Source organism: Bacillus sp. KNSH39, assembly GCF_052656585.1.
Genome location: NZ_JBQXYO010000001.1, coordinates 1,980,017 through 2,005,627 on the forward strand (window position 1 = coordinate 1,980,017; position 25,611 = coordinate 2,005,627).

23 protein-coding genes are annotated in these 25,611 nt (G+C 36.1%); 3 read left to right on the top strand and 20 right to left on the bottom strand.

What is annotated here, in order from left to right:
- Positions 1-56 precede the first annotated feature (56 nt).
- The 16 genes from ACUL40_RS09985 to fdhF all read right to left on the bottom strand — a co-directional run bounded on the left by ACUL40_RS09985 (position 57) and on the right by fdhF (position 13,595).
- Entirely contained in the window at positions 57-482 is a 426-nt protein-coding gene (locus tag ACUL40_RS09985) for a divergent PAP2 family protein (RefSeq protein ID WP_000447820.1), read from the bottom strand.
- A gap of 79 nt (positions 483-561) precedes the next feature.
- A complete protein-coding gene (rarD, locus tag ACUL40_RS09990; protein ID WP_000535539.1) occupies positions 562-1,503 on the bottom strand; it encodes an EamA family transporter RarD in 942 nt (313 codons plus the stop codon).
- Positions 1,504-1,595: 92 nt separating this feature from the next.
- Positions 1,596-1,844 (bottom strand): DUF1294 domain-containing protein, encoded by a 249-nt coding sequence (locus ACUL40_RS09995; protein ID WP_000871349.1) that lies wholly within the window; start codon positions 1,842-1,844, stop codon positions 1,596-1,598.
- A 183-nt stretch (positions 1,845-2,027) separates the two neighbouring features.
- Positions 2,028-2,426: a hypothetical protein gene (locus tag ACUL40_RS10000; protein ID WP_000367297.1), complete on the bottom strand. Its 399-nt coding sequence runs from the start codon at positions 2,424-2,426 to the stop codon at positions 2,028-2,030.
- Between the two features lie 42 nt (positions 2,427-2,468).
- Complete coding sequence (locus ACUL40_RS10005) at positions 2,469-2,693, bottom strand: hypothetical protein (protein WP_000752375.1); 225 nt, start codon at positions 2,691-2,693, stop codon at positions 2,469-2,471.
- A gap of 15 nt (positions 2,694-2,708) precedes the next feature.
- On the bottom strand, positions 2,709-3,758 hold the full coding sequence (locus tag ACUL40_RS10010) for a P-loop NTPase (protein WP_000957508.1): 1,050 nt from the start codon (positions 3,756-3,758) through the stop codon (positions 2,709-2,711).
- 72 nt (positions 3,759-3,830) lie between these two features.
- Positions 3,831-4,067, bottom strand: a complete 237-nt coding sequence (gene moaD / locus ACUL40_RS10015; RefSeq protein ID WP_000628501.1) for a molybdopterin converting factor subunit 1 — start codon at positions 4,065-4,067, stop codon at positions 3,831-3,833.
- A 4-nt stretch (positions 4,068-4,071) separates the two neighbouring features.
- On the bottom strand, positions 4,072-4,536 hold the full coding sequence (gene moaE / locus ACUL40_RS10020; RefSeq protein ID WP_000531881.1) for a molybdopterin synthase catalytic subunit MoaE: 465 nt from the start codon (positions 4,534-4,536) through the stop codon (positions 4,072-4,074).
- On the bottom strand, positions 4,517-5,824 hold the full coding sequence (locus ACUL40_RS10025) for a molybdopterin molybdotransferase MoeA (protein ID WP_000442200.1): 1,308 nt from the start codon (positions 5,822-5,824) through the stop codon (positions 4,517-4,519). The genes moaE and ACUL40_RS10025 overlap by 20 nt, the downstream gene beginning before the upstream one ends.
- 17 nt (positions 5,825-5,841) lie before the next feature.
- Positions 5,842-6,858, bottom strand: a complete 1,017-nt coding sequence (locus tag ACUL40_RS10030; protein WP_000785259.1) for a molybdopterin-synthase adenylyltransferase MoeB — start codon at positions 6,856-6,858, stop codon at positions 5,842-5,844.
- A gap of 24 nt (positions 6,859-6,882) precedes the next feature.
- On the bottom strand, positions 6,883-7,662 hold the full coding sequence (locus tag ACUL40_RS10035; protein WP_000863998.1) for a formate/nitrite transporter family protein: 780 nt from the start codon (positions 7,660-7,662) through the stop codon (positions 6,883-6,885).
- A 191-nt stretch (positions 7,663-7,853) separates the two neighbouring features.
- Entirely contained in the window at positions 7,854-8,870 is a 1,017-nt protein-coding gene (gene moaA, locus ACUL40_RS10040; protein ID WP_000844124.1) for a GTP 3',8-cyclase MoaA, read from the bottom strand.
- A 16-nt stretch (positions 8,871-8,886) separates the two neighbouring features.
- Positions 8,887-9,684: a formate dehydrogenase accessory sulfurtransferase FdhD gene (fdhD, locus tag ACUL40_RS10045; protein ID WP_000802695.1), complete on the bottom strand. Its 798-nt coding sequence runs from the start codon at positions 9,682-9,684 to the stop codon at positions 8,887-8,889.
- Between the two features lie 16 nt (positions 9,685-9,700).
- Entirely contained in the window at positions 9,701-10,045 is a 345-nt protein-coding gene (locus ACUL40_RS10050; RefSeq protein WP_000039582.1) for a DUF2294 domain-containing protein, read from the bottom strand.
- Positions 10,046-10,160: 115 nt separating this feature from the next.
- On the bottom strand, positions 10,161-10,643 hold the full coding sequence (locus tag ACUL40_RS10055; protein WP_366987253.1) for a DUF1641 domain-containing protein: 483 nt from the start codon (positions 10,641-10,643) through the stop codon (positions 10,161-10,163).
- A gap of 12 nt (positions 10,644-10,655) precedes the next feature.
- Complete coding sequence (gene fdhF, locus ACUL40_RS10060; protein WP_001063637.1) at positions 10,656-13,595, bottom strand: formate dehydrogenase subunit alpha; 2,940 nt, start codon at positions 13,593-13,595, stop codon at positions 10,656-10,658.
- A gap of 366 nt (positions 13,596-13,961) precedes the next feature.
- Here fdhF and ACUL40_RS10065 point away from each other — a divergent pair, with 366 nt between their 5' ends.
- The 3 genes from ACUL40_RS10065 to gerSC are packed head-to-tail and all read left to right on the top strand — an operon-like array spanning position 13,962 to position 17,731.
- Positions 13,962-15,500: a spore germination protein gene (locus tag ACUL40_RS10065; protein ID WP_000534525.1), complete on the top strand. Its 1,539-nt coding sequence runs from the start codon at positions 13,962-13,964 to the stop codon at positions 15,498-15,500.
- Entirely contained in the window at positions 15,497-16,594 is a 1,098-nt protein-coding gene (locus ACUL40_RS10070; RefSeq protein WP_326038475.1) for an endospore germination permease, read from the top strand. Before ACUL40_RS10065 ends, ACUL40_RS10070 begins: the two co-directional genes overlap by 4 nt.
- The gene (gene gerSC, locus ACUL40_RS10075; RefSeq protein ID WP_001252213.1) at positions 16,595-17,731 is read left to right on the top strand and encodes a spore germination protein GerSC; all 1,137 of its coding nucleotides are present in this window, start codon (positions 16,595-16,597) and stop codon (positions 17,729-17,731) included.
- 74 nt (positions 17,732-17,805) lie between these two features.
- On the opposite strand, the gene ACUL40_RS10080 is transcribed toward gerSC, so the two are convergent.
- The 4 genes from ACUL40_RS10080 to ACUL40_RS10095 form a co-directional block, all read right to left on the bottom strand.
- Positions 17,806-19,200 carry an APC family permease gene (locus tag ACUL40_RS10080; RefSeq protein WP_000051654.1) on the bottom strand — a complete coding sequence of 465 codons (1,395 nt, stop codon included), beginning with the start codon at positions 19,198-19,200 and terminating at the stop codon, positions 17,806-17,808.
- Between the two features lie 498 nt (positions 19,201-19,698).
- Positions 19,699-19,839 carry a hypothetical protein gene (locus tag ACUL40_RS10085; RefSeq protein ID WP_001116195.1) on the bottom strand — a complete coding sequence of 47 codons (141 nt, stop codon included), beginning with the start codon at positions 19,837-19,839 and terminating at the stop codon, positions 19,699-19,701.
- Positions 19,840-19,896: 57 nt separating this feature from the next.
- A complete protein-coding gene (locus ACUL40_RS10090) occupies positions 19,897-23,259 on the bottom strand; it encodes a tubulin-like doman-containing protein (protein WP_000175124.1) in 3,363 nt (1,120 codons plus the stop codon).
- Between the two features lie 79 nt (positions 23,260-23,338).
- The gene (locus tag ACUL40_RS10095; RefSeq protein WP_134208895.1) at positions 23,339-25,438 is read right to left on the bottom strand and encodes a vWA domain-containing protein; all 2,100 of its coding nucleotides are present in this window, start codon (positions 25,436-25,438) and stop codon (positions 23,339-23,341) included.
- Positions 25,439-25,611: the final 173 nt, after the last annotated feature.

Here is a 25,611-nt window from a genome sequence, read left to right on the forward strand (position 1 = left end):
AAGGTAGCTGAATATGTATAAAAACAAAGAAAAGCAGAACATATAAAATGTTCTGCTCATAAACAATACCCTACTCCGACAATAATCCCTAATAAAGCACCGACTACTACTTCATACGGTGTATGCCCAACAAGTTCATTTAACTTCTTATATTCTGTTTCTCTACCGTGAAAAAAGTCATTCAATATTTTTGCTTGTTTACTTACTGCAAGCCTTACTCCTGAAGCATCATACATAACAATAATGGCAAAAATTGTAGCAACCGCAAACATCGAGCTTTCCACGCCTTCCACTACTCCAACTCCTGTAGCAAGCGCTGTAACTGTTGAAGCATGAGAACTTGGCATCCCACCTGAAGCAAAAAACTTTGCAAAATCAAATTCACCTGTTTTAACTAATTTGAAGACTACTTTCGTTAATTGTGCTAAAAACCATGAAATTACAGCTGCCATAAGCGGATCATTATGTAAAATTGTTTCCATGTTCTCAGCTCCTTACTGACTATAATGGAAATTCTATATAATATAAGTATAAAGAAAAATGCGTAGAAAATACTACGCATTATGATACTTTTGCTGATTTATTTTTTATAAATTTCGGTTGTTTCTGCACTAAAAACTTAGTCTTCGCTACCGAGAATACAAATAATGCAACCCATATACAGAAAAATGCAATCATATGAGTAGATGTGAAATGTTCACCAAATACGAATACACCTAAAATTAAGCTAATTGTTGGTGCAATATATTGTAAAAAACCTACCATATAAAGCGGAATAAGTTGGGCTCCTTTTGCAAAATAAAAAAGTGGTAGAGCTGTAACAATACCTGCTCCTATTAATAGTAATGTCGATAACATTGAAATAGATCCAAATGAGCCGAAACCATGGGCGCCTGTCATAACAAGGTAAATGATTGCAAGCGGTGTCACTAACATCGTTTCCATCGTAAGTCCAATTGTAGCATCATAGTTTAACAGTTTTTTCGTTAATCCGTATAATCCAAATGAAAAGGCAAGTGAAAGAGAAACCCACGGAATAGATCCGAAACGCACTGTTAAAATGATAACCCCCACTCCAGCTAAACCAACTGCAACATATTGCCAGAAGTTTAACTTTTCCTTTAAAACGACTGTACCAAGTAAAATACTAATAAGCGGATTAATATAATAGCCGAGACTCGCTTCAATAACATGATTATGATTAACGGCCCATATGTAAACAAACCAGTTTCCGCTAATCAAGACTGAAGCTATTGTTAATGACATTAATAATTTAGGTCGTTTAAAAAGATTCACAAATTCCCCAATAAACTGACGAAACCTCTTCGTAACACCTAATACGAGTAACATAAAAACAAATGCCCAAACGATGCGGTGTGCTAATATTTCATCTGCTGGAACTTCCTCAACCCATTTCCAATAAATCGGTAGGATTCCCCACATCGTGTAAGCACCAGCCGCGTATAGTATCCCTTTTTTTTGCTCTGCTGATTGACTCCCCATCTTCCTTTTTCTCCTCTTCTCATTTTTTCTCCATTATACGGTCTCACATGCTCACTTTACCAATAATCAATCTGCATTTCTTTCGACATTTCTCATACAACGAATAATAAACATACCGTTATTACAACAAGTAACGGTATGCCGAAAACAAATTTCTTTTTATGAGTTTTATGATGAAACATATACATGCCGATCCAAGCTCCAACTGCTCCTCCAGCTGCCGCCGATAAAAACAACGTACTTTCTGGCGTTCTCCACTGTTTCTTCTTTGCTTTTCGTTTATCAAGCCCCATAAGGCTAAAAGCTATAACGTTAATAATAAGAAAATAAATCCATTTCATCGCTTTCTCTCCTTATGAAAAATTCGATTAATAGTAACACGAAAAAACGACGGAAACAACTGAAGAACTCTTTTTATCCAACTAGTTTCATTCCTTTTTCTTAATTAGTTACCTTCATATTTACATAACCAACTAAAATCGCATTTAAAGCATTTAATATAGAAAAATGTTATGAGTAGAATCTTATATTTCATTACATTCATCCACTACCATATCATCAAAAAAATTGCTCTCAATCACTTTCTCATCAAAACGAAGAACTACAATTAGCCCTACATATAAAGAAACAAAATTTAGAAACCATTCCCCATTCTCATCTTTCTTAGCTAAGCATTTAAATATCTCTTGAAATTGCATACGCTCGTCTGCAGCAACAATGGGACGTACACCAAAATATTTCAATACAAGATTCAGCTTCAGCTGTACGGATAATGATAAAATATATTTTAATAGCTTCGTATACTCTGCACTATCTTTTTGACTATACAACTTCACAAGCTTTGGATGTAAATTCGAAATCGATAATTCCTCGTCAGTCACTCTAGTTACTTCTATCGTTTCAATCATCTTTTTCATATCCATCACATTCACCCCTTCTGAAAAAATTCTAAAGCCAAAGAGTACTTAATTCAAAATGTACAACAATTGTGCATTTCTCGTCTCTCGTTCTTCCTCACTGACTAAATCATACTTTTTTAGGAGGTGAAAAACATCATTTAATAATTTCTGTGAATGAATACCTTGCAAAAAACTCTTTAACTCTTTAAAGATCCCTTCAGGTAAAAAATTCTTTTGACTTTCAAGCTTATTCATCACATCTTCAATAGAATGATCAATGTTACATGCCATACTAAACTTCCCCCTCTATCCTCTATAAATAATATCCTCAGCTAACGATGTAAACACTTCTCCAACAAGAGAATCTTCATCATATACAGATGAACCATTATTTTCTTCACGTTTCGCAAAAGGTATTTTGGCAATTACTTCTGTTTGCAATTGTTCTGCAAGCATTTCGCCGCCACCTTTTCCGAAGAGATAATTTTTCGATCCATCTTGTTCTTCATAATAAGCCATATTTTCCACAATACCTAAAATCTCATGCTTCGTATGTTTTGCCATTACACCAACTCTTGAAGCAACGAATGAAGCTATATTGTGCGGAGTTGTAACAATTATTTCTTTCGCTTGCGGAATCATCGCTGCAACATCAATCGCAACATCTCCTGTACCTGGTGGTAAATCAAGTAATAAATAATCTAATTCTCCCCAGTGCGTATTCGCAAGGAAATTTTGAATCCATTTATTTAGCATCGGTCCGCGCCACATCACTGGGTTATTTCCTTCTGTAAAGAATCCCATCGACATGATTTTAACACCGTGACTAATGACTGGAATTGCCGTTTGATCAATCATCGTTGGTTTCTTATTCGTTTCCATCATAGCTGGAATACTAAAACCATATATATCTGCATCTAATATCCCCACTTTTTTGCCCATACGAGCTAGTGCAGTTGCAAGATTAATTGTCACCGTTGATTTTCCAACTCCGCCTTTTCCGCTCGTTACCGTAATAAAACGTACTCCTGAATCCGGGCGAAGCATGCTCGGCATACCAGTTTCTGTTCTAGTATTTCGCTTTAACTTCTCTGTTAAAGCTGCACGTTCTTCTTGTGTCATAGAACCAAATGTTACCTCCACTTTAGAGGCACCAATTGCGTGAAGCGATTCTTCAATATCTTGTTGAATTTTTGCTTTTAACGGACAACCTTGGATTGTTAGTACTACTTCAAGTTTAACCTCTGTTCCGTTCATTTGTATATTTCTAACCATATTTAATTCTACAACACTTTTGTGTAACTCTGGATCCTCTACATGTTTTAATGCATTCATTATTTGTTCTTGAGTAAGCATAGAACTCATCCCTTCTCTTATTCTAATTTATATACAACATTTTCTTGGCACTTCATCTGGTGAAAAAGCTTATTATCCCCCGCTAACGGGTGGGATTAATGCGACTATATCTCCGGCTTTTATCATCTCTTCATTCATTACAAACTCTTCATTAACAGCCACCATCACTTTATCCAGCGATTGTAAACAATAGGTGGCTTTGAGCCATTCTTTTAATTGCTGCACTGTCATTTCTTGCTTTTCTGAAATTACTAATCGATCCGATCCAACTTCCTCACGCAAATTTGCAAACAGTAAAATTGTAATCATTTTCTCATTCTTCCTTCTTTGGTTTTCCTTCTGGATAAGGTGTGTTTTCAAGTTGATCTCCAACCCACATCGTTCCATCTTCCCAAAATTCTTTTTTCCAAATTGGAACGATTCGTTTTATACGTTCAATCGCGTACTCATTCGCTTCATAAGCTACTTTACGATGCGGTGATGAAACTGCAATGACTACCGCAATATCCATTATTTCTAGCCGCCCTACACGGTGCGTAATTGCTACTTTTGCATCCAGCCATCTTTCACTAATTTCTTCACCAATTCTCATAAGTTGTTTTACTGCCATCGGTTTATATGCTTCATACTCTAAATGTAGCGTTCGTTTTCCTTTTGTTAATTCTCTCACCGTACCAATAAATGTTGTAATCGCACCTGCTTCCCTTCTTGCGACTTTATTCGTTACTTCTTCAACTAAAATCGGTTTATCTACAATCTCAAATAGCACTTGTCCCATTAAAACCACCTCTCACTTTATGAAATGTCCAAGGCCATTCACTACCTTCGTTATCTTCTAATAAAAGAACATCGACAAACATATCTTTTTTATATCCTCTTGTCCCGCCCGGCAATACGATAAACGCGTTGGATTCTGCCAATGAAGAAACTGAGCTAGATTTATCAAACCCTGATGGATAAGCGATTAATTTCCCCTCATCATATTGCAATTTTGCTCGTACAAATCTTGTAAATGGATTCGGTTTTAGAAAATCTTCTCCTAATAACGCTTTTTCTCTTTTTAAATGTACTTTTTCACTAAACATATACGTCCGAATACACGGTCTTACGAATAATTCAAACCCTACGTAACAAGCTGATGGATTCCCTGATAAACCAAATAATAACTTGCCATTTAATTGTGCTACAGTCGTAACACTTCCTGGTCGCATTGCAACTTTATTAAAAAGAACAGATGCACCTAACTTTTCGTAAATAGCTGGTAAATAATCATAATCTCCTACTGATACACCGCCCGTTGTAATTAACATATCTACTTGGCCAAGCGCTTCTTTCACAGCTGTAAAACACGTATTAAAATCATCACTAAACTTCCCAAAATATTTTACTCTTCCGCCCGCTCTTCGAATTTGAGACAATATCATGTACGTATTACTGTTTCGGATTTTCCCTGGCTGTAATGAATCATTGACATCCAGTAATTCACTCCCAGTCGCTAACAGTCCAATTACAGGCTTTCTCGCAACTGGTACTTCACTATAACCGAATGTAGCAAGAAGAGCTGAAATACCTGGATTAATGTACGATCCCTTCTTTGCAAGAACTGTTCCTTTACGAGCATCTTCACCTTGAAAAGAAATATTGTCGCCCGTTTTGAATGATCGCTTCACTTCCATATAATTGTTGCCATTCTTCTCATATTGACGAGTCAGCTCTAACATAACAACCGCATCACACCCATTCGGAATTTGTGCTCCTGTCATAATTCGAACTGCTTGAAATGGACCTACTTTCTCATGGAATAGCGATCCTGCACCAATTTCACCCACTACTTCAAATACAATTGGCGTTTCATAACTTGCTAAATTAGTATCTTCTGCTCGAATAGCAAATCCGTCATACGGCGACCGATTAAATGACGGTACATCATGGTCAGCTACTAAATCCTCTGCTAATATACGTCCATAAGCTAATTCAATTGGTAATAGCTCCTTTAAGCCCTTATCAGCAAATCCCATCACTTTACGAACAGCTTCTTCAACCGTAATTGGCACTCTTCTTTCCATTGTTGACACCCTCTCTATTAACCGAATACGCGATAATATAGTTGTTTCGCTTTCGAAATATCATTTGTACCATGAATAAAAACACGACCATCCCGAAAAAAAACGATGCGGTAATCATCGAATTGGCAAGATAGTAAATACGGATTCCGATCTACTTTTCCCAGTTTTTTTAATACTTTTTCTATATCATCAAAATTGTATTTCCTATTGTCTACTGTTCTAATTTGAACTGTATTTCTTCCGCATAAAACAGCTGCTTTCGTTTGATTTTCGTATGATAAATAAGGATAAGTTCGATTCAAACCGCATGAGAGACAAGCGTCTGTTTTTATTTTCCCTAATTTTATAAAATGATTTTGATTACTCCATATATCAAACATGAAAAATGTTTTTCTAATTGCTGAGAAATCTTCCACTAAAATTTTGAGCGCTTCTGCCACTTGATATGCTGCGACGATTTGAACAGTCGGGCTAATAATCCCAGCAGTATCACACGTCACACCTGTAACAGGGATATTTTTCAGCATACAATGTAAACACGGTGTCTCTTGCGGAATAATTATATAACTCATACCATATGATCCAACGCAAGAACCATATACCCACGGAATATTATGTTTTTGTGATAAATCATTTATTACAAATCGAATATCAAAATTATCTGTTGCATCAATGATTACATCTACATTTTTTAATAGACCTTCCATATTTTCTGAAGTTGCATCCATTACGAAAGCATGTATTTGTACTTCCGAATTAATTTGTTCTAGCCGATTTTTTGCAGCAATTGCTTTCGGCATTTTCTCTCTCGCATCTTGTTCAGAGTACAATTGTTGCCTTTGTAAATTACTCCATTCAACGTAGTCACGATCGATAATCGTCAACTTACCAACACCTGCACGTACGAAACTTTCGGCACTTGCACTTCCTAATGCGCCTGCCCCTACAATTAACACATGTTTATTTCGAATTTTTTCTTGTCCTTTACTCCCAATTGGTTTGAACAACTGTTGTCGTGAATACCGATCAGCCATTACATACCCTTCCTCTCAAGAACTCTATTTCATATTAGAATGTTGTTTCTGATAACAAGCAAAGTAAGCAAAACCAACAAACCCAGCTCCTCCAATTACATTTCCGATAAAAACAGGAACAAAATTTTTAGCCAGATCCATCCACGTTAGATGACCAGCAAAAATAACAGCGGAAATGACAAACATATTTGCTACTACTTGCTGAAATCCAATCACTACAAATGCCATAATTGGAATCCAAATTCCGATGATTTTCCCGACAAAATCACTCGTCCCGTAAGCGAGCCAAAGAGCAAGACAAACGAGCCAATTACAACCAATTGCTAAAATCAAAGTTCTCCCAAATGATTCATGTAACTTCCCTTCCGCTATCGCTACCGTTTTATTTAAATACTCTCCCTCTGTTAATCCGCCAAGATGTCCAAAGCAATACGCAACGAAAATTGCCCCAATAAAGTTCATGAGAGTAATCCAAACCCAGTTATTCAGTACACTTATCAATGTAATTTTCTTTGCATAAAGCGCCATAGACAGTGACATCATATTTCCCGTAATTAATTCTCCTCCTGCTAATACTACGAGCATGAGTCCAACAGGAAATACTGCTCCTCCTAAAACATTCACTAGACTTCCCCAGCGCTCAGGTAAATTCCCTAAAACTCGAATGTTAAGTAAAAAACCTATCGCAATAAACGCTCCTCCTAAAAAACCGAGAATAAGCATCGCTGGCAATGTCTGTCTTACTTTTTGAACACCGGCCTCAATGACAAGCTCAGCAATTTGTTCCGGCTTATGAAATGCCATTACCCATTCCTCCATTTTCTCCAAATAAAAAAGCAGCTTCAAAAAACCTCCTCAAAATAAAGGTTTTTGAATGCTGCTTAATTTCTCTGCACATCTTTTACAGAGATATCAATCATCACTTTTACTATAAAATAGAAAATCCACAACTCTTGTAAATTTTCCATTTTTCACTATGACGCTAGCTTTATATATTAACCACCGATATGTGACATTTCAATTTTAGGTATTGTTTTCTTATTTGTATGATTTAAGCGTTCATCTGAATAACGATCTTCCCTATTATTCCATATATCGCGTACTACATCTGTAATGTCCTCATCTGTATGTTCAGAACGAAGCAATTCTCTTAAATCATTTCCTTTAGAAGCAAATAAGCAAGTATATAATTTTCCTTCTGCAGAAATACGAGCTCTCGTACATGATGAGCAAAAAGAATCTGTTACTGATGAAATAATACCTATTTCCTCATCGCTTCCTATATAACGATACCTAGTAGCCACTTCACCAGAATAATTTGCTTCTATCCGTTCTAACGGCATAACTTGATGAATCGTATCTACTATTTCTTGTTTAGAGACGACCTCTTTTAAATCCCAACCATTATAATTTCCAACATCCATATACTCAATAAAACGAAGAATATGCTTATTTTCCTTAAAATATTGCGCCATCTGCAAAATGTCCTGTTCGTTTTTTCCCTTTTGAACGACCATGTTTATTTTAATTTTCATTCCAACTTCAGCTGCAGCCTGTATTCCTTCCAGAACCCTTTGCACTTTGCTCCTATTACCATTTAAATAGAAAAACCGCTCTTCTTCTAAGGAATCTAAGCTAACTGTTACACGTGATAGTCCCGCCTTATATAAATCAGGAGCAAACTTTTTAAGTAACGATCCATTGGTTGTTAAACCGATATCTTCTACACCATCAATTTTATTAAGGCGCTCAATAAGCTTTGGAAGCCCTCTTCGAAGTAACGGTTCTCCGCCTGTAATCCGTAATTTTCTCACACCTAAAGAAACGAAAATACGTGTTATCCTTTCAATTTCATCAAAAGATAAAATTTTATCATTAGACAAAAACGAGTAATCAGGACCAAATATTTCTTCTGGCATACAATATCGGCAGCGAAAATTACAGCGATCAGTAACTGAAATACGTAAATCCTTTAACGGACGTTGCAACTTGTCTAATGTAACTGATTTCATCTTCATTGCCTCACTTTTATTTTATATTTAAAACACGTTCTGGATGGGTATATACATTTAAGGAGTGATTACGAATAAATCCTATTGTCGTAATACCTAAATCTTCCGCTAGTTGCAAAGCTAACTCAGTTGGAGCTGATTTTGATAGTATAATTTCACAACCGATTTTTGCAACTTTCAATAATATTTCCGAAGAAATACGGCCACTAAAAACAATGATTTTATCTTTTATAGAAATATCGTTTCTTAAACAATAACCATAAATTTTGTCTAGTGCATTATGCCTACCAATATCCATTCGGCTTAAAATAATACCATTAACATCACATAAAGCTGCATTATGAACCCCACCAGTACGATGAAACGTATCCGCAGATTGCTGCATTTCTTTCATTAACCGAAAACAATCATCGGCAGCAACCTGTACATGGACACCCTTCATTTTTTTTGCACTTAGTGCATCATTTGCAAAAACAAACCCTTGCCTACTCATACCACAACAAGACGTAATATAGCGTTTATTTTGCATTTGTTCATAATACGGATTTACTTTTGTCGTTGTTACATGCACAAATCCTTCTTTCTCCTGCACCCATACACTATCAATGTCTTCATACTTCCGAATGATTCCTTCAGACGCTAAGAAGCCTATTACCATATCTTCTATATATTCTGGAGTACTAACCATTGTAACAAACTCCTGTCCGTTCATTTTAATGGTGACAGGAAACTCTGTTACAATGCTGTCCTCTATATGTTTAATTGCTCCTTGTTCATAACGAAAGATTTCTCTTTCTACCTGTATCGGTTTCACGATCAGTATCCTTCTCTCACGTTATATTTTTATCAAAAACAAATACAGAAACTGCAATATCTTCTTCTACTTTCATATCTGAAAACAAATTCACTAATTTCGCTCCAACAAGTTCCTCCAAATGTTCACGGGAATTCGCAGCATACACTTCTTGAATCATTTTCGTTCTAGCCATATGAACCATTTCCGCACCGTCCATCGTACTTGAAATAAATTTTTCAGTAGGTGTTAAGTTTCCATAAAGAGTCGCTATAGCCATATTTTCCGCAAAAACAGTATGAATTCGTTCTGGTCCTTTTCCGAAAAGTTCCTTTCGAAGTTTTCGTATCATATCATTAAATTCATGTACTTTTTTTGACATACAATTATACCTCCCAAAAGCCTCATTTTACTCTATTATATATTTTACCAAAATGAGCCTTCCGCCCAAACTATTTCCTACAAATATTTGGGCGGAAAGGTTCACTTCATGAAGTTTATTCGTCTTTTAACCCTTTCCCCATACCTTTTAAGAAATGAAGCCCAAACCCGATAGCACGGTTAATATCTGGGTCTTTCAATACTTTCATAAGATCGAATACCCCTACTTTTTTATTACTTTCTAGATGTTCATTACCTTCTTCTAGCCCGACTAATAAACTACCTATAAGCTTTTTCGTAAGTTCTGGGTCAAGTTCAGTTAACGCACCTGCAGCGCCCATCATATTATTAATTAAATTTGTAACAGGCTCACGAGTTACTTGACCTAGAACAATTTTCGCAATTGATTCTTTCGCTTTTAGCATTGAATTTGCAGCTTCTAGCATTCCAATGTCATTTAATTCCCCTACTATATTAAACATCTGATTTAGAGCTTCTTCATTATTAGTTAGAAGCTCTTTTAAATCATCTAACTTTTGCTGTTTTATTTCTTCCTCAGTTAATTCTTGTTTTTGAATCATTTTTATAGGTGCAGCCATAGTTTTCTCCTCCTACTTATCCGTTAAATGCACATACCCTGGACGTGCCCACTTACGATGTACCTCAATTCCAGCTTGAGGGTGACGTTTTTTATTGCGTGGGTTCGCTTTTGGCATCGGATTTTCGCCATCAACTTCTAATACTTCCATACGTACTTTTGTTTGTTTATACGCAGGTGTATTCGTACGTACATCCACAGCAGGACCTGTTAAGAAATTAATTGCCGTTTCGTTATCTGTAGAGTTCATCGGTAAATATAACTCATTCGCTTTTACACGATCTGTAACGAGTGCACGTAATTTTAATGCTCCAAAAGGAGAGACAAGACGAACTAACGAACCTGTTTTTACGCCACGTTCTTTTGCAAGGTCTGGAGAGATTTCAACGAAAACACCAGGTACTTTCGTTTGAATACCTGTTGATTTATTTGTCATATTCCCTTCATGGAAATGCTCAAGCATACGACCGTTGTTAATGTGAAGGTCAAACTCAGCTGGAAATTCAGCTGGACGTACCCAGTCAGCAATCGCAAAACGAGCCTTTTTATCTGGGAAGTTAAATCCGTCTTGGAACAGAAGTGGTGTATTCGTTCCATCAAAACTTCCCCAATGGAAACTGTTCCATCCTTCAAGCACTTCATAGTTCGCTTGCGAGAACAATGGTGATAAACTTGCCATCTCAGCAAAGATTTCACTTGGGTGGCTATAATTCCAGTTTGCACCTAGTTTATTCGCAACTTCCTGGACGATCCACCAGTCTGGTTTCGCATCTCCTAGCGTAGGAAGAACTTGATATAATCTTTGGACACGGCGCTCTGTATTTGTGAAAGTACCTTCTTTCTCAAGAGATGGCGCTGCTGGTAATACAACATCTGCATATTGAGCAGTTTTAGAAAGGAAAACATCTTGCACAACGAAGAAATCAAGGCTCGATAACACTTCATGTACATGATTTGCATTAGAATCTACAAGAGCCATATCTTCTCCGACAAGATACATTGCTTTCATTTTTCCTTCGTCAATTGCGTGAAGCATTTCGATATTATTAAGACCTGGTTCACTATCAATTTTCACTCCGTAAGCAGTTTCAAATTTCGCACGTTCCATTTCGTTAGTAACGTGCTGATATCCTGGAAGCCATCCTGGTAAAGTACCCATATCACAAGCACCTTGTACGTTATTGTGGCCTCGAAGTGGGTATGCGCCTGCTCCTGGACGACGGTAGTTCCCTGTTGCAAGAAGTAAGTTTGAAATTGCAGCGGAAGTATCAGAACCACCTGTATTTTGCGTTACCCCCATACCCCAAAGGATACATGTACCATCTGCATCACGAATCATTTCAGCCATTTGAATAAGCGTTTCTTTTGAAATGCCTGTTACTTCTTCTGCATATTCAAGTGTATATTCCTCTAGGCTTTCTTTGAAATCTTCAAAGAAGTTTACATTCTCATTAATGAATTCCTGATCATGCCAACCTTGATCAATCATATATTTCGTAACAGCCATTAACCAAACTTGATCTGTTCCTTGTTTTGGACTAATAAAGACATCTGATCGCTCTGCCATTTCGGTTTTACGAAGATCAGCTACAATTAACTTTTGTCCGTGTAATTTATGTGCACGTTTAATACGTGTAGCTAGAACAGGATGACCTTCTGTCGGATTACATCCTACAATAATAACAAGACCAGATTGCGCAATATCTTTAATCGTTCCGGCATCACCGCCCATACCAATTGTACGGAACAAACCATCCGTTGCTGGTGATTGGCAATAACGTGAGCAGTTATCAATATTATTCGTTCCAAATACTTGTCGAGCTAATTTTTGAATTACATAATTGTCTTCATTTGTAATTTTAGAGGAAGAAATAAATCCGATAGAACCTTTACCGTACTCTTCTTTAATAGCGCCTAATTTATTTGCAACTACATTCAATGCTTCTTCCCATGTAGATTCAACAAACGTTCCATTTTTACGAATTAAAGGTTTCGTAATTCGTTCTTTAGAATTTACGAAGTCCCAACCAAATTTTCCTTTGACACAAGTAGAAATTGCGTTAACTGGTGCATCAGAAGAAGGTTGTACTTTAAGAATTTTACGTCCTTTCGTCCACACTTCAAATGAACACCCTACACCACAAAATGTACATACTGTTTTCGTTTTCTTCGTACGAGTATCACGCATGGCCGCTTCCACTTCTGATACCGCAAAAATACCGCTATATCCAGGCTCAACTTCTTTAATTAAATCTACCATTGGTTCAAGAATATCTGGTTTTAATCCCGTCATAAATCCAGCTTCACCGAGCATCGTTTTCTCCATTAAAGCGTTACAAGGACAAATCGTTACACATTGACCACAGCTAACGCATGAAGAATCATTAATATTTACTCCTTCATCCCAAATAACTCGTGGGCGTTCCGCTTCCCAGTCTATCGATAACGTTTCATTTACTTGTAAGTTTTGACACACCTCAACGCATTGACCGCATGCAATACATTGATTAGGATCATAGCGATAAAACGGATGCGTCATATCAACTTCACTTACATCTACTTTCGGTTCATACGGATATTTTTGATGTTCAATTTCCATTAATTCTGCTGTATTATGCAGTTTACAGTTCCCATTGTTGTTGTCACATACTGTACAGTATAATAAATGATTTTCTAGTAACCGATCCATCGCCTCTGTTTGTGCTTCTTTTGCGCGAACAGAAGCACGTTCAATGTTCATACCTTCCGTTGCTATCGTCGAACAAGAACGCATTAACTTTCCGTCAACTTCTACAATACAAGTGTCACATGTTTGAATAGGATCTACTTCTGGCACGTAACAAATTTGCGGATGTTCAATCCCGTTCTCATTAATAACACCCAATATCGTTGAACCGGGCTCCGCTGTATACTTTTTTCCGTCAATTGTAATATGAACCATGTTGTTATTCATGGTCTTTCCCCCTTTTTGAGAATAAAAAAACTCCACCACGAAAATATACGCACCACATTTCGGCACGTTATTATCATGGTGGAGTAGTTTATTAGCACATCTTGCTAAAATACCAATCCATTTATTCATAAATAAAACGATAGAGTCATAACAGGTCATATCACGATTCCATCTTTAACACTATAATTATAGCGTTAAAGTTAAAAATATACAATATAAAATTTAAACTACGCATATGTCAGCTTGTAACTATCCATAATAACCCATATAAAGTGAAACTTTAATCAGTGGGGGGTTTTCTTCATCCCCCACTGATTATCAGCCCTCACCAATCGGGATAAAACATAACAAGGAGTAAGCGAACAAATGGGGTCTTTTAATAAATGGATTCGTGGTGAAAAATCTCTTTCTACCCAAGAGCAAGCTGATTACGCATTAAATAAATCTATCTCTTCTTCCCTTTCCCTTAATTTAAAGCACTTGTCCAAACTGTTTAGCGGTATTCCAGAATTAATAACACGCACTTTTCCATTAAAAAACGGACAGGAAGCTGCACTCATATATATGGAAGGACTTGTAGACAAAACTGTTATTAACGTAAACATTCTTCGTCCTCTCTTATTTAAAGAGTGGAATGAAGACGATTTTTGGAAAGCCTCTGTTTCTATCGGAAATATTAAAAAAGTTCAACAGTGGGCAGACATTGAACAATCTCTTTTACACGGCAAAAGTATTTTATTTATAAACGGACAACTATCCGCTTTAGAGCTCGATACGCAAGCGGCACCAAAAAGGAGTATTGAAGAACCTACAACAGAGAGCTCCATAAAAAGCTCACACGAAGGATTTAATGAAGTAGCGAGCGACAGCCTTGCACTTATTCGTCGATATATTCCAAATCGCGAACTGAAAGTGAAGGAATTCACTGTTGGTGAACGAGCTACTTCAAAGGTTTTTTTGCTTTATCTAGCAGATGTTGCGAACGAAAATGTCGTAAAAGAAATGGCATCCCGTATCGAGTCAGTAAAAGTTGATGCGATTCTTACTACTGGTGAATTAGAGGGGTTTGTTGAAGATAATTCATTTACTCTCTTTCCGCAATTATCAATAACTGAACGCCCCGACACAACAGCACATCATATTCTTGATGGGCGAATTGCCGTTGTTGTAGATCGCTCACCAGGCGTATTAATAGGACCTATGACCTTTTCATCCTTTTTTCAGACGATAGATGATTACAGCTTCAGACCTATGATTCCATCTTTTATACGACTCCTTCGTTTCACTGGGCTATTTATTGCAATATTTGCTCCTGCTCTTTATATTGCTATGATTTCCTTCCATTATGAAGTGATTCCGCTCAAATTGTTGTTAACGATTGGAGAATCTCGAGCCAAAATTCCTTTTCCTCCCATATTAGAAGCTTTATTAATGGAATTAGTTCTCGAAATGCTCCGAGAAGCAGCGATTCGGCTTCCTGGACCTGTTGGGCAAACAATCGGCGTCGTAGGAGGAATTGTAATTGGACAAGCTGCCGTTCAAGCTGGGATTGTTAGTAACGTTATGGTTATCGTCGTATCAATTACTGCGGTTGCCTCCTTCATTATTCCTAACTTAGAAATGTCAGCAGGAATTCGGCTTCTTCGATTCCCAATGATGATAGCCGCCTCTTTATTTGGCGTCATTGGAATTATGGTTGGGATGGCAATCATTATTATTCATATACTTTCTATGGAATCTCTCGGTGTTCCTTATGGTAGTCCTTTTTCTCCGTTATTTGCTTCGGATTTAAAAGATACCCTTGTACGTTTCCCATGGAAAATTATGAAGAAACGGCCACTATCTCTACAATTAAAACAAGATAACCGGCAAAGAGATGTTGAGGAAAAGGAGGATAATAAGTGACAAAACGTGCAAAGAGGGAGATTAGTTTATTTCAATACATTTTAACGATTAGTGGTGTTCAAGTAGGATTCGGTGTCCTTACACTTCCGCGTGAAGTTGCACAAGGGGCAAATACAGATGGCTGGATGTCTATTATTATTGGATGTGCTCTCACTACTTTAGTCAGTTTATGTATTGTGAAAATTATGGAAAAGCATCCTGGATATACTTTACTCGATGTGCTAACTCGTTATCTTGGGAAGTGGCTAGGAAGAGTAGGAATGATTTTTTGGATTTTATATGCTGTCCTTGCAGCTATTTCCTTAATTTTTTCCCTCTTATACGTTATTCACATTTGGATTTTACCTAGAACTCCAATGTTTTTAATTATGATTTTACTATCTATTCCAATGTTAATGCTAGCATGTAAAGGCGTTCTTATTATAAGTCGCTATGCTGTTTTCACTGTATTTTTCACACTATGGATGCCTTTTCTATTGTTTATTCCGCTTAAAGATGGGCATTGGATTTATCTTCTTCCTCTTCTTAAAGAAGGCTGGATACCAGTTTTAAACACAGTAAAATCAACTATCATTGCGTTTCTCGGATTTGAGTTTGCATTTGTCCTTTATCCTTATCTCAGTAATAAATCATCTGCAAAAAAAGGAATTGTTCTTGCGAATTTGATTACGCTATTTATTTATCTTCAAGTCACCTTTGTCTCTTTTGTTTATTTTAGTCCAGATGGTATAACAAAGTTTTTATGGCCGACTCTTTCTCTTGTTACACCGTTTCACTTCTCATTTCTTGAGCGATTTGAAATTATCTTTTTGTCATTTTATCTCTTTATTATTTTTGATTCCTGTATTCCTTATATTTTCACTGTTTCAGATGGAATTAATCAATTTCTTAACAAAAAAGGCAGTTCATTACCTATTTATGTTTTATTATTCGGGTGTATTTTCATCTTATTCTTTTATATCCCTTCTTCTTATCAGATAAGTGCGTTGCGGGAATTTTGGGGAACTGCTAGTTATTTTATCGTTTTTCTATTCCCAGTCGTATTTCTCTTATACATGACACTTTATCAGCATTGGAAAAGGAGAAGAGTTTAAATGAGGCGCTTTATTCATTTCACTATACTTTACTTTCTCATAACCTTTTTAACAGGCTGTGGAGATCGACTCGACTTAGAAAAACAATCGATTTCATTAATTTACGGCTTTGACGCAAAAGCAAAAGGAAAATTAATTGTGTACCACGTGAATCCTATTTTTAATGAAGACGTAGAAAAAAAGTACGAAACACATGAAGCGAAAGTACGTACACCTCGAGAAGCAAAAGCAACGTTTAATAGCTCAAGTGGCGGTTTAGTATCTACAGAAAAGTTACAGCTCATTTTATTTAGCACAAATTTTTTAAAACAAGAAGGGGCTATGCCTTACCTTGATGTTTGGTATCGTGATCCTAAAAACACTGGAAACATGCGCATGGTTGCAGTAGACGGTCCAATTTCTTCAGTTATATATAATAACTTTAAAGATAAGCCTGCCCTTCCCGAGTATTTAACAGATTTAATTAATACGAACAAACTGTACAATCGGACCGTTTTTACGACATTCCATGAATTTCACAGGCAAACGTTTAATAAAGGTATAACACCTGCTATTTCAGAAATAAAAAAAGGTAAAAAGGATGTTATCGTTACTGGTTCCGCGCTATTAACTTCTCGCGGAATTTATAAAATGTCATTAAATCGTTATGAAAGCGCCCTTCTTCTTTTGTTACAAAAGAAAGCGAATACACCGGTTTCGCTTACATTGAAAATCCCTTCTACTTCAGTTGAAAGTAATAGTGATTTAAAAGATACCGATGGCGGCGATTTCGTAACAATAAATGTTCTTAGCATGAATCGTGATATCCATACAGATTATAGCGATAACCACTTCAAATTTCATGTTAAAATGGATTTGAAAATTGCTGTCTCTGAACTTACATTCAATATGGATATAGACAAAGATAGAAAGAAATTAACTTCTCTTATTACAAAACAACTAAACAAAGATTTGAACGATTTAATCCACAACATTCAAAAACAGCAACTTGATCCATTCGGATTTGGTGATTATGCGAGAGCGTTTCAATATAAAGAATGGAAACAAGTCGAAGATGATTGGCCGAGTGCCTTTTCAAAAGCTAATGTGAAAGTGGCACCAACTATTAAAATTTTAGAAAATGGGATTATTAAATAGAAAAAACACGCTACTTGTTCTTATATGAATAAGTAGCGTGTTTTCATTTCCATTACAAGTATTATTTCAATGGACTATACTTTATTTCTATTTCTATTTCTATTTCTAACATTACTATGTTTTTTAGCATATACAAAATATATGAAAACACCTATTATAATCCATGCCACAAAACTAATTAAAGTAAGCTTAGAAAGGTTCAAAGCTAAATATATACAACTTACTATCGAAACGATAGGTAAAAAAGGTACTAGAGGAGCACGGAATGGCCTCTTCATATTAGGATGTGTCTTTCTTAATACAATGACAGCTATAGATACAAACACAAATGCTGTTATCGTTCCCATATTCACTAAATTAGCTAATAAATTCAAATCCACTAATCCCGCTAATAAAGCTGCTAGTATACCTGTAACCCATGTATTAAAAAATGGAGTTTGTAAACGTTTATGGACACTTGAAAGTCTTTTTGGTAACAATCCATCTCGACTCATCGAGTAAGATACACGAACAAATGCAAACATAGCTACTAACAGAACTGTTGTTAGCCCTGCTATCGCTCCCACCGATAACAACCCAGCAATTCTATCTTCTCCTACAGTGCGCAACGCATATGCAACAGGATCAGCAACATTTAATTCCGTAAACGGAACCATTCCAGTTAACACGAATGAAACACCTACATATAGAACCGTACAAATGAACAAGGAAACAAGTAGCCCGATTGGCACGTTACGTTGTGGACGCTTCACTTCTTCTGCGGCTGTTGCAACTGCATCAAATCCTAAAAAAGCAAAAAATACAGTAGCAGCGCCTCCTACCACACCGTGAAAACCAAACGGTAGAAATGGTTGCCAATTCTCTGGTCTTACATATTGTGTCCCTACAACAATAAACCCTACAATAACAGCCAGTTTAATAATAACCATTATATTATTTATTCGTGCACTTTCTTTTGCACCACGGCTTAATAAAAATGTAACAACTAAAATAATAAGAACTGCTGGTAAATCAATGATTCCACCCTTCCCCATTCCTGGTGCCGAAGCAAAAATCGTAGGAATGTGAATATTAAAACCTAGTAGCAATGACTGAAAATATGCTGACCAGCCTGCTGCAACCGCAGAAGTCGCTAATAAATACTCCAGCATAACACACCAGCCAACTATAAATGCAAAAATCTCACCTAGTGTCATATATGTATATGAATATACACTTCCCGAAACTGGAACTGTAGATGCAAATTCAGCATAACAGAAAGCTACACATGCACATATAATTGCCGCTAATACAAAAGATAATACAATCGCTGGACCAGCATGTTTCGCTGCTACAATACCAGTTAATACGAAAATACCTGTACCAATAATTGCTCCAATCCCTAAAAGAGTTAGATCAATCGCTCCTAAAGTTTGATTCAATACTTTTTTCTTTTCTTCATCCATTGCTTTCTTTATGAAAAGACTCATTCTTTGAAACCTCTTTTTCAAGTTTATCTCTTACTTGTTACATTCTTTATTACTGTTCTATTTTAAAAATAAAAATATACATAGTTCACTTCCCCTATAGACTTAGTAACCCACCCCAAAAAAACAGAAAAATCAATCTCTTTATGCCGTATTGAATTTTCAAAATATTAATCGTACCAAAAAACCATTAAGAATGCTGATTGAATTTATCATACAATTAATTATATTGTCAATAATAAATCAACCAAAAACAATCGGTTGATTATGTATCAAATGTTATTTTTATACATAATTATTTTCTCAAAAACATTGTTGTTTTCCACCTTAATATTCATACACATTTTATTACATTGATTTTCATACAATTTTCATTACATACAATGCAATAAAAATTATAATAACCTCAAATGAATTATTATTTAAAAATAATAATTCATTTGAGGTTATTTTACCATTTTAATACTAACAAAAAAGTGCAGATTTTCATCTGCACTTTTTTTATTCTTCCGCTTCAGCTTCTGCACTACTATTTCCAAGATGCTCCTTCTGAGCTTCCTCTTGCAGCTCCGCTGAAATCATCCCATAATAAAGTTCCGGATATAACCCAAATATTTGATATACACTTCCTAAAAACGGCATCAGAATCCCTCTTTTCTAAAGTTGTATTGCCACTTTTAAGGATTCCCTTTTCATTCATTATACATTCGTTTTTGACGTTTCTTCTTCATCTTGAACACCTAATAAATTTTGCCATTTTTTATACGGAGCGCTATTTGGATCTACATACCCTTTCGCATGCGAGCGATCCCACAATTGTTTAATAAACATTTCTTTCTCTTTCTTTGCCACCATATCGGCACCTGTACCGTAATAGTTCTGGAAATACAACTCGATTTCATCAAGGAATAGTCTTAATAATTCATCTGATGTTTCTTCTAACGTCGGATCATACTTCGCTTCACGATCATACATTAAAATCATATCTAAAAGATTGTGGACATGTTCTTTTCTAAGCCATCTTACATCTTGGGCTCCTAATACGAACGGATGTGTATATAAATGTCCACCTTGTATCATCGCCTTTTCTTGCTCTTCTTCAAATCGTGACAAGATGTTTTCATAAATAAACGGATTATGAAGCAACGCTCTGTGTAATTTATAACTTTCGCTTGAAATATTTTTCCCCATTGACTGAATTAAAAAGCTACGTCCTACACCGTTATATTGATACACAAACTGTCCATCAACAGCAACTAAACTAATCCAGCGATACATATATGCGTATAGTAATGCACGATTACATTTATCATAATCTAATTTTGTTTGAGTCGCATTTAAATCTGGCATAAAGGCTGGTAAGTGCCAATACTTATCTAAATGCGGCGTTAAACTAGATTTTTTACTATTTAATTTGTTTACACGGCGATAATACGATTGGAAATAGTCACCTTTATCATTCATAAATCCATTTGAAATATGTCCTGATGATAATTTAGGAAAGTCTTGCAGCGATAAGCCGTAATGCGCTCGATAACAGATCACTTCAAATGGCGAAAAGGCTTCATGTACTGTATCTTTTTCTTTAAACATTTCTTGAATTAATTCCTCTTGCAACTCTTTCTTTAAAGAAGGATGTATACCCCAATATTGTAATTCCCTATGATGAGCAACTTTCGGAACGAATGGACTCGCTAAATGGAACAGGTCTTCAATTTTTTCACGAACGTATTCATCGCGATCACGTTTCTTATAATCTGCTTCTTTTCGCAACGCTTCAATAATATTCAGTTCTAATTTATCACGATAGCGTACTTGCAGTTCGTCATAACAATAGCTCAGTATATGTTCTCGGTAGAAATCCTCTACCTTTTTCGACTGAATCTCTTCTGTTTTCGCATCACGACAATATTCCCCGTACAAACTCATATAAATTTCCGCTGATATATCTTTCGGTAGTACACCTAAATTTAAATGTTGCTGCATATCTTGCCATATCTTTTCTTGCAGCTGTTCCTCAGCTAATACATATACATTCGTCGGGTTTGTTTTCCCTTCAAATTCCTTACTGCGCTTTTGGATTTCAAACAGTAAATTTTCACGTGTTTCATGTAAATTATCAAAAAATCTTTCCCAATATTGAATCATTTTATTAACTGCTTGATATAGCGATTGATATACAAGTTCTAATAGCATTTCTTTTCGATATTCATTTAATTTGTGTACATATTGCGTTACGATGTCTTCAAATTCTCTTTTGAATAAACGTTGCTGATTATTAATCATTTTTCCGAACCAGCCTTGTTGTTGAGCAATTTCTACTCGGCGTACAGCCGTTACCGTTCCATCAATATTACCCACATTAAATTTTTTATCGTAATTTTGAATTACATTACGCTTTTGTTCATTATTTTCATGTAGTCGATTCATTTTTTCTACTAACTGCTTTCGAATTTCATATAACATAAAACGCGCTGCTACTGGGTGAACGGGATCTGTTTTCTTTAAAAACCATGTATTTAATTGATAGGACTGCCCTTCAGAACCACTTGGTGAAAAGCGGTCTGATTCAATCATGTCATATAAAAGTGTCGTTACATGTTCATGTACCCGGCTCGGAATCGCATACGCATATAAACGCACCGCATGATCCACTCTTGCCACTTCACCCTTCATTTGTTCCATCATTTTCAGTTTCGTAGCTGAAATTTTACACTCATGTTGCAGACGATTTAATTCCTCATCTTTTTGCACCGTTCGTTGTACATAACTTTCTACAGCTTCTAAAAACAGTTTTGATTTCGCAACTCCGAGCTTACCGCCCTCTGCTCCTTCACGTGTTTCATTGTACATTTGTCTATAGAAAATATGAGCTTGCTCTGGACGGGTAGCAAGATGCTCCAAGTCCTCTAAATAACTTTTACCTCTCTCCGGCTTTTCACGCTGCATCCCACGTTTTACATCTTGGTCGTATCTTTGCTTCTTCTCTTGAAACAGTTGATCTAAATGCAGCCACGATTCATCTAAACCTTGCACCGCCCATTTTAAAGCACAATATTTTAACACATGCTCATATGGATAAATGAGTTTTGCCGTTCCTGCCCCGCAATATCGTCCTTTTCCACTTGATTCTGCTAATTGCTGAATTTGATTGTCTTCCTGTGCAAAATGACTTGTAGACATCGGGCTAAATAACTGTAAATAAATTGTATTTGCCATCTGTTCCATATAGTCTGATAAATTGTGTAAATGGTGTCCATGTAGATTTTCGTAATCGTATAAGAAACAATAATTGTACGGTAAATGATGTTGTTTAATTGTATGATTCGTTCTTCCGTCTTCATCTACTTGATCAGGGCGATACTCTAATTCAATTGTTACACCACCGCGTTTTGATAATTCTCCAGTAGAACCGAGCGTAATAGCATGTAATTCTTTTAACGATGCATAGCCATTTGCTTGCACCGTTTCAAATTCTTTCGCACTAACCGTTCTCGTCTTTACTAAAACATCCGGCATTAAAAACGCACCGCGTATTAAAATGTTATGATGCTGCAATTTCTTCCGAAGCATTTCACGTAAATATAATGCAATTTGCAGAAACATCCCTGAACCTGTTCCGCCTGCTAGTGATGTTACTATAATGACACGCACACCATATTCCGTTTGATCACTTGTAACCGGAAAAATTTTCTCGATTTCTTGCCAAAAAGACGTCAATTTATCTTCTTTCATCGCAGCACGTAACGCTAAACGTGAAATGACGCGTAACTGTCCTGCTCCTTCTGTTAATGGTTTATCAAGTATAGTCGGATCCATCGGAAACCACTCTGGGATCGTTGGATCTCCCGCAATATACTCCCTAGGCGTTTTACTAGAACTTGTTTGTGTCTTAAACTTTCGAATATGATCGAATTTACTTAATGTATTCACATCTGTATCAAATACGTGCATTGCTACCTTTTTCCGGCGCTCTTCAGGCAGTTTTTCATATATTTGATGCGTCACAGTACTACCGATTCCACCTAAACCAATTAATATTGTTGGAACTTGTAATGTCATGTGAACCACCTTCCTATTCTTGCTTGTTGGAAAAAAGGGAAAGAGGATTAATACTCCATCCCCTTCTTATCCCTACCTACTATTCACATTCGTACTTGTAAATCTCTTTACCATATCCCCTATCAATTAGTAAAAGTTCATTTGGATATAGTGTCTTATGTTCCATTCCTACTTCATCCTCTGCTATAAACATTCCATCAATAATCATTCCAACTACTTGTGATTCTTTCGCTACAAAGACAGATTTCGAACCTTTCTTCGCTATAAACGTAACGGATTGCACGGTTTTTCTTTCTGCTCTAAATGGGATACCAAAATAATGGTTCCACCATTTATTTCGAAGTAATTCTGGTTCAGATTGATATAGCCAATCTTTCGCTACCTCTTGATCCCATTCATAATACAGTAGTGCTTTCCGGTGAAATCTTGGCCGAATAATCCATCCTAAAACAATGATTCCTACTACTAGCAGTAATAAAGTGATAGGAATGACAAACTTAAAAATAAGCGCATATTTTTCATAAAACGGAGCATCTTGAATATGGAATGTTATGTTTTTCTTTACTTCTTGTAACTTTGAATCCTGCATTACGATGGTAGCTTCTACGGTGCCGGTATCTGTAAAATTAAATGTGTCGGAGTAATAGGGACGAGGATAAACATAGATTTGATTTCCATGTTGCTTTATTTCATAATTGATTGATTGTTTAGATGTGACACCAGTAGATTTTAATAGTTTTTTTACAGCTTCTTCTGTCATTAACTTACCATCTAACTGTGGTTGTAAAACAAATGGTTTACTATTCTCTAAATTTGTCACTTTTTCTTCATAATCTTTTGTAACAGTTTGAAGTGATAATTTCGGTTTCTCAGCTGTTTCAATTTTAAATTCTTTCGTCTGTCTATAAAACCCCTTTATATTCATATGAACTTTCCCGCGTACTAACCCTTTACCAAGCTTCGTTTCGTAATAAAACACATGCCTTTTATCGTTCCACTTCATTGCATATTGTTTTCCATCTATTTCTACTTCTGCCTGAAAGTAAGAAGACTGAACTGGCAACTCCGTAGGCTTTGCTTCAATAACAGCAGTAACACCTTCGTACATTTTCTCTACATTTTTTTGACTACTATCATCTTTGTCATAAGTAGAAACCGTATAATTAAGCGCTGGTTCAACTAATACTTGTAGTCCTTCTTTCTCAATGTCCTGATCCACTTCTATCGTATACGTTCCTGGTTTAATAACTTCTTCATTTTCCGTACTGATATGAACTATATTTCCGAACAATTTCGCTTCACCTGGTGCATGTATGGAAAAAGAAGATTGTAATTGTAATGGTTTAGAAATTTGTGTGACCTGATAATCGGGCAGAGAAGGCGATTGTCGTACAAGCGTCATACGCTTTAACGGAAATGGTGTTGTAATCTCTACTCTTTTCCCCACTACTTTCGTTTTTACAATCGATTCAACAGAGGAGAATGGATCACGATTTGCAACTAATGCTGCCACTTGATTTACACTTTTTACAATGCCATCTTCTCCGCTTGACGGCATCGTAACACCATTTATCTCTTTCTTCCATATTTCCTTGAACGTATTTAGTTGTTCTTTTTCTTGTTGTCCTAAATCTTCTTCCATCGTAATTAAGACTGGATGTAACGATATCTTTTTTGTATCCATTTCTTTCTTAAACTGGGCTAATTTCTGCAAAATTTGTTCTTTTCCGCCAACCTTATCTTTCTCTAAATCATTAAATGCCCCGTCAGTTAATACAATAAGCCAAAATTCACGCTTCCCATCTATATCTGCTTCCTTTTTTATAGATTGCATCGCCGTTTCTACTGCGCTAAATGGAGTATTTAAATACGTTTTCCACGCTCCAATTCCCTCAATTTCCATTTGTCTCTTATCCTTCGCTAACGAAATGTTTAATGGATCATTCGGCTTACTCATTGGAACGTAAGAAAATTTATCTTTTTCATCTAATAGCGCAACTAAACTTTGCAAAGCATAATTGGCATATTTCCAGCGATCGTTATTTCTCATGCTGCCCGAATCATCATATACAAGTGAAACGACCCTTTCCTTTGCCTCCTCTCCTTTTGCAAAAGTCCAAAAAGGATGTAACCATATAAATAGAAACAACATGAATGTGGCACAAATTCGAATTTTCATGATGAGGCTTCGCCACCTTTGTAGACAAATTCCTATGTTTAAATTTATGAGAGGAAACAAGATATATGACTTGTATTTTAGGACAACTAACCCACCATAACTTTATTATGTAAACAGATCATACACTTGGTAATATTCCTTCTAGCATTCTCTATCCAATTATATAAGTAAAA

What these genes read in the sequence shown, in the direction of transcription:
- ACUL40_RS09985 (WP_000447820.1), bottom strand. Translation starts at nt 482, where the DNA reads ATGGAAACAATTTTACATAATGATCCGCTTATGGCAGCTGTAATTTCA.
- rarD (WP_000535539.1), bottom strand. Translation starts at nt 1,503, where the DNA reads ATGGGGAGTCAATCAGCAGAGCAAAAAAAAGGGATACTATACGCGGCT.
- ACUL40_RS09995 (WP_000871349.1), bottom strand. Translation starts at nt 1,844, where the DNA reads ATGAAATGGATTTATTTTCTTATTATTAACGTTATAGCTTTTAGCCTT.
- ACUL40_RS10000 (WP_000367297.1), bottom strand. Translation starts at nt 2,426, where the DNA reads ATGGATATGAAAAAGATGATTGAAACGATAGAAGTAACTAGAGTGACT.
- ACUL40_RS10005 (WP_000752375.1), bottom strand. Translation starts at nt 2,693, where the DNA reads ATGGCATGTAACATTGATCATTCTATTGAAGATGTGATGAATAAGCTT.
- ACUL40_RS10010 (WP_000957508.1), bottom strand. Translation starts at nt 3,758, where the DNA reads ATGCTTACTCAAGAACAAATAATGAATGCATTAAAACATGTAGAGGAT.
- moaD (WP_000628501.1), bottom strand. Translation starts at nt 4,067, where the DNA reads ATGATTACAATTTTACTGTTTGCAAATTTGCGTGAGGAAGTTGGATCG.
- moaE (WP_000531881.1), bottom strand. Translation starts at nt 4,536, where the DNA reads ATGGGACAAGTGCTATTTGAGATTGTAGATAAACCGATTTTAGTTGAA.
- ACUL40_RS10025 (WP_000442200.1), bottom strand. Translation starts at nt 5,824, where the DNA reads ATGGAAAGAAGAGTGCCAATTACGGTTGAAGAAGCTGTTCGTAAAGTG.
- ACUL40_RS10030 (WP_000785259.1), bottom strand. Translation starts at nt 6,858, where the DNA reads ATGGCTGATCGGTATTCACGACAACAGTTGTTCAAACCAATTGGGAGT.
- ACUL40_RS10035 (WP_000863998.1), bottom strand. Translation starts at nt 7,662, where the DNA reads ATGGCATTTCATAAGCCGGAACAAATTGCTGAGCTTGTCATTGAGGCC.
- moaA (WP_000844124.1), bottom strand. Translation starts at nt 8,870, where the DNA reads ATGAAATCAGTTACATTAGACAAGTTGCAACGTCCGTTAAAGGATTTA.
- ACUL40_RS10050 (WP_000039582.1), bottom strand. Translation starts at nt 10,045, where the DNA reads ATGTCAAAAAAAGTACATGAATTTAATGATATGATACGAAAACTTCGA.
- ACUL40_RS10055 (WP_366987253.1), bottom strand. Translation starts at nt 10,643, where the DNA reads ATGGCTGCACCTATAAAAATGATTCAAAAACAAGAATTAACTGAGGAA.
- fdhF (WP_001063637.1), bottom strand. Translation starts at nt 13,595, where the DNA reads ATGAATAACAACATGGTTCATATTACAATTGACGGAAAAAAGTATACA.
- ACUL40_RS10065 (WP_000534525.1), top strand. Translation starts at nt 13,962, where the DNA reads ATGGGGTCTTTTAATAAATGGATTCGTGGTGAAAAATCTCTTTCTACC.
- gerSC (WP_001252213.1), top strand. Translation starts at nt 16,595, where the DNA reads ATGAGGCGCTTTATTCATTTCACTATACTTTACTTTCTCATAACCTTT.
- ACUL40_RS10080 (WP_000051654.1), bottom strand. Translation starts at nt 19,200, where the DNA reads ATGAGTCTTTTCATAAAGAAAGCAATGGATGAAGAAAAGAAAAAAGTA.
- ACUL40_RS10085 (WP_001116195.1), bottom strand. Translation starts at nt 19,839, where the DNA reads ATGCCGTTTTTAGGAAGTGTATATCAAATATTTGGGTTATATCCGGAA.
- ACUL40_RS10090 (WP_000175124.1), bottom strand. Translation starts at nt 23,259, where the DNA reads ATGACATTACAAGTTCCAACAATATTAATTGGTTTAGGTGGAATCGGT.
- ACUL40_RS10095 (WP_134208895.1), bottom strand. Translation starts at nt 25,438, where the DNA reads ATGAAAATTCGAATTTGTGCCACATTCATGTTGTTTCTATTTATATGG.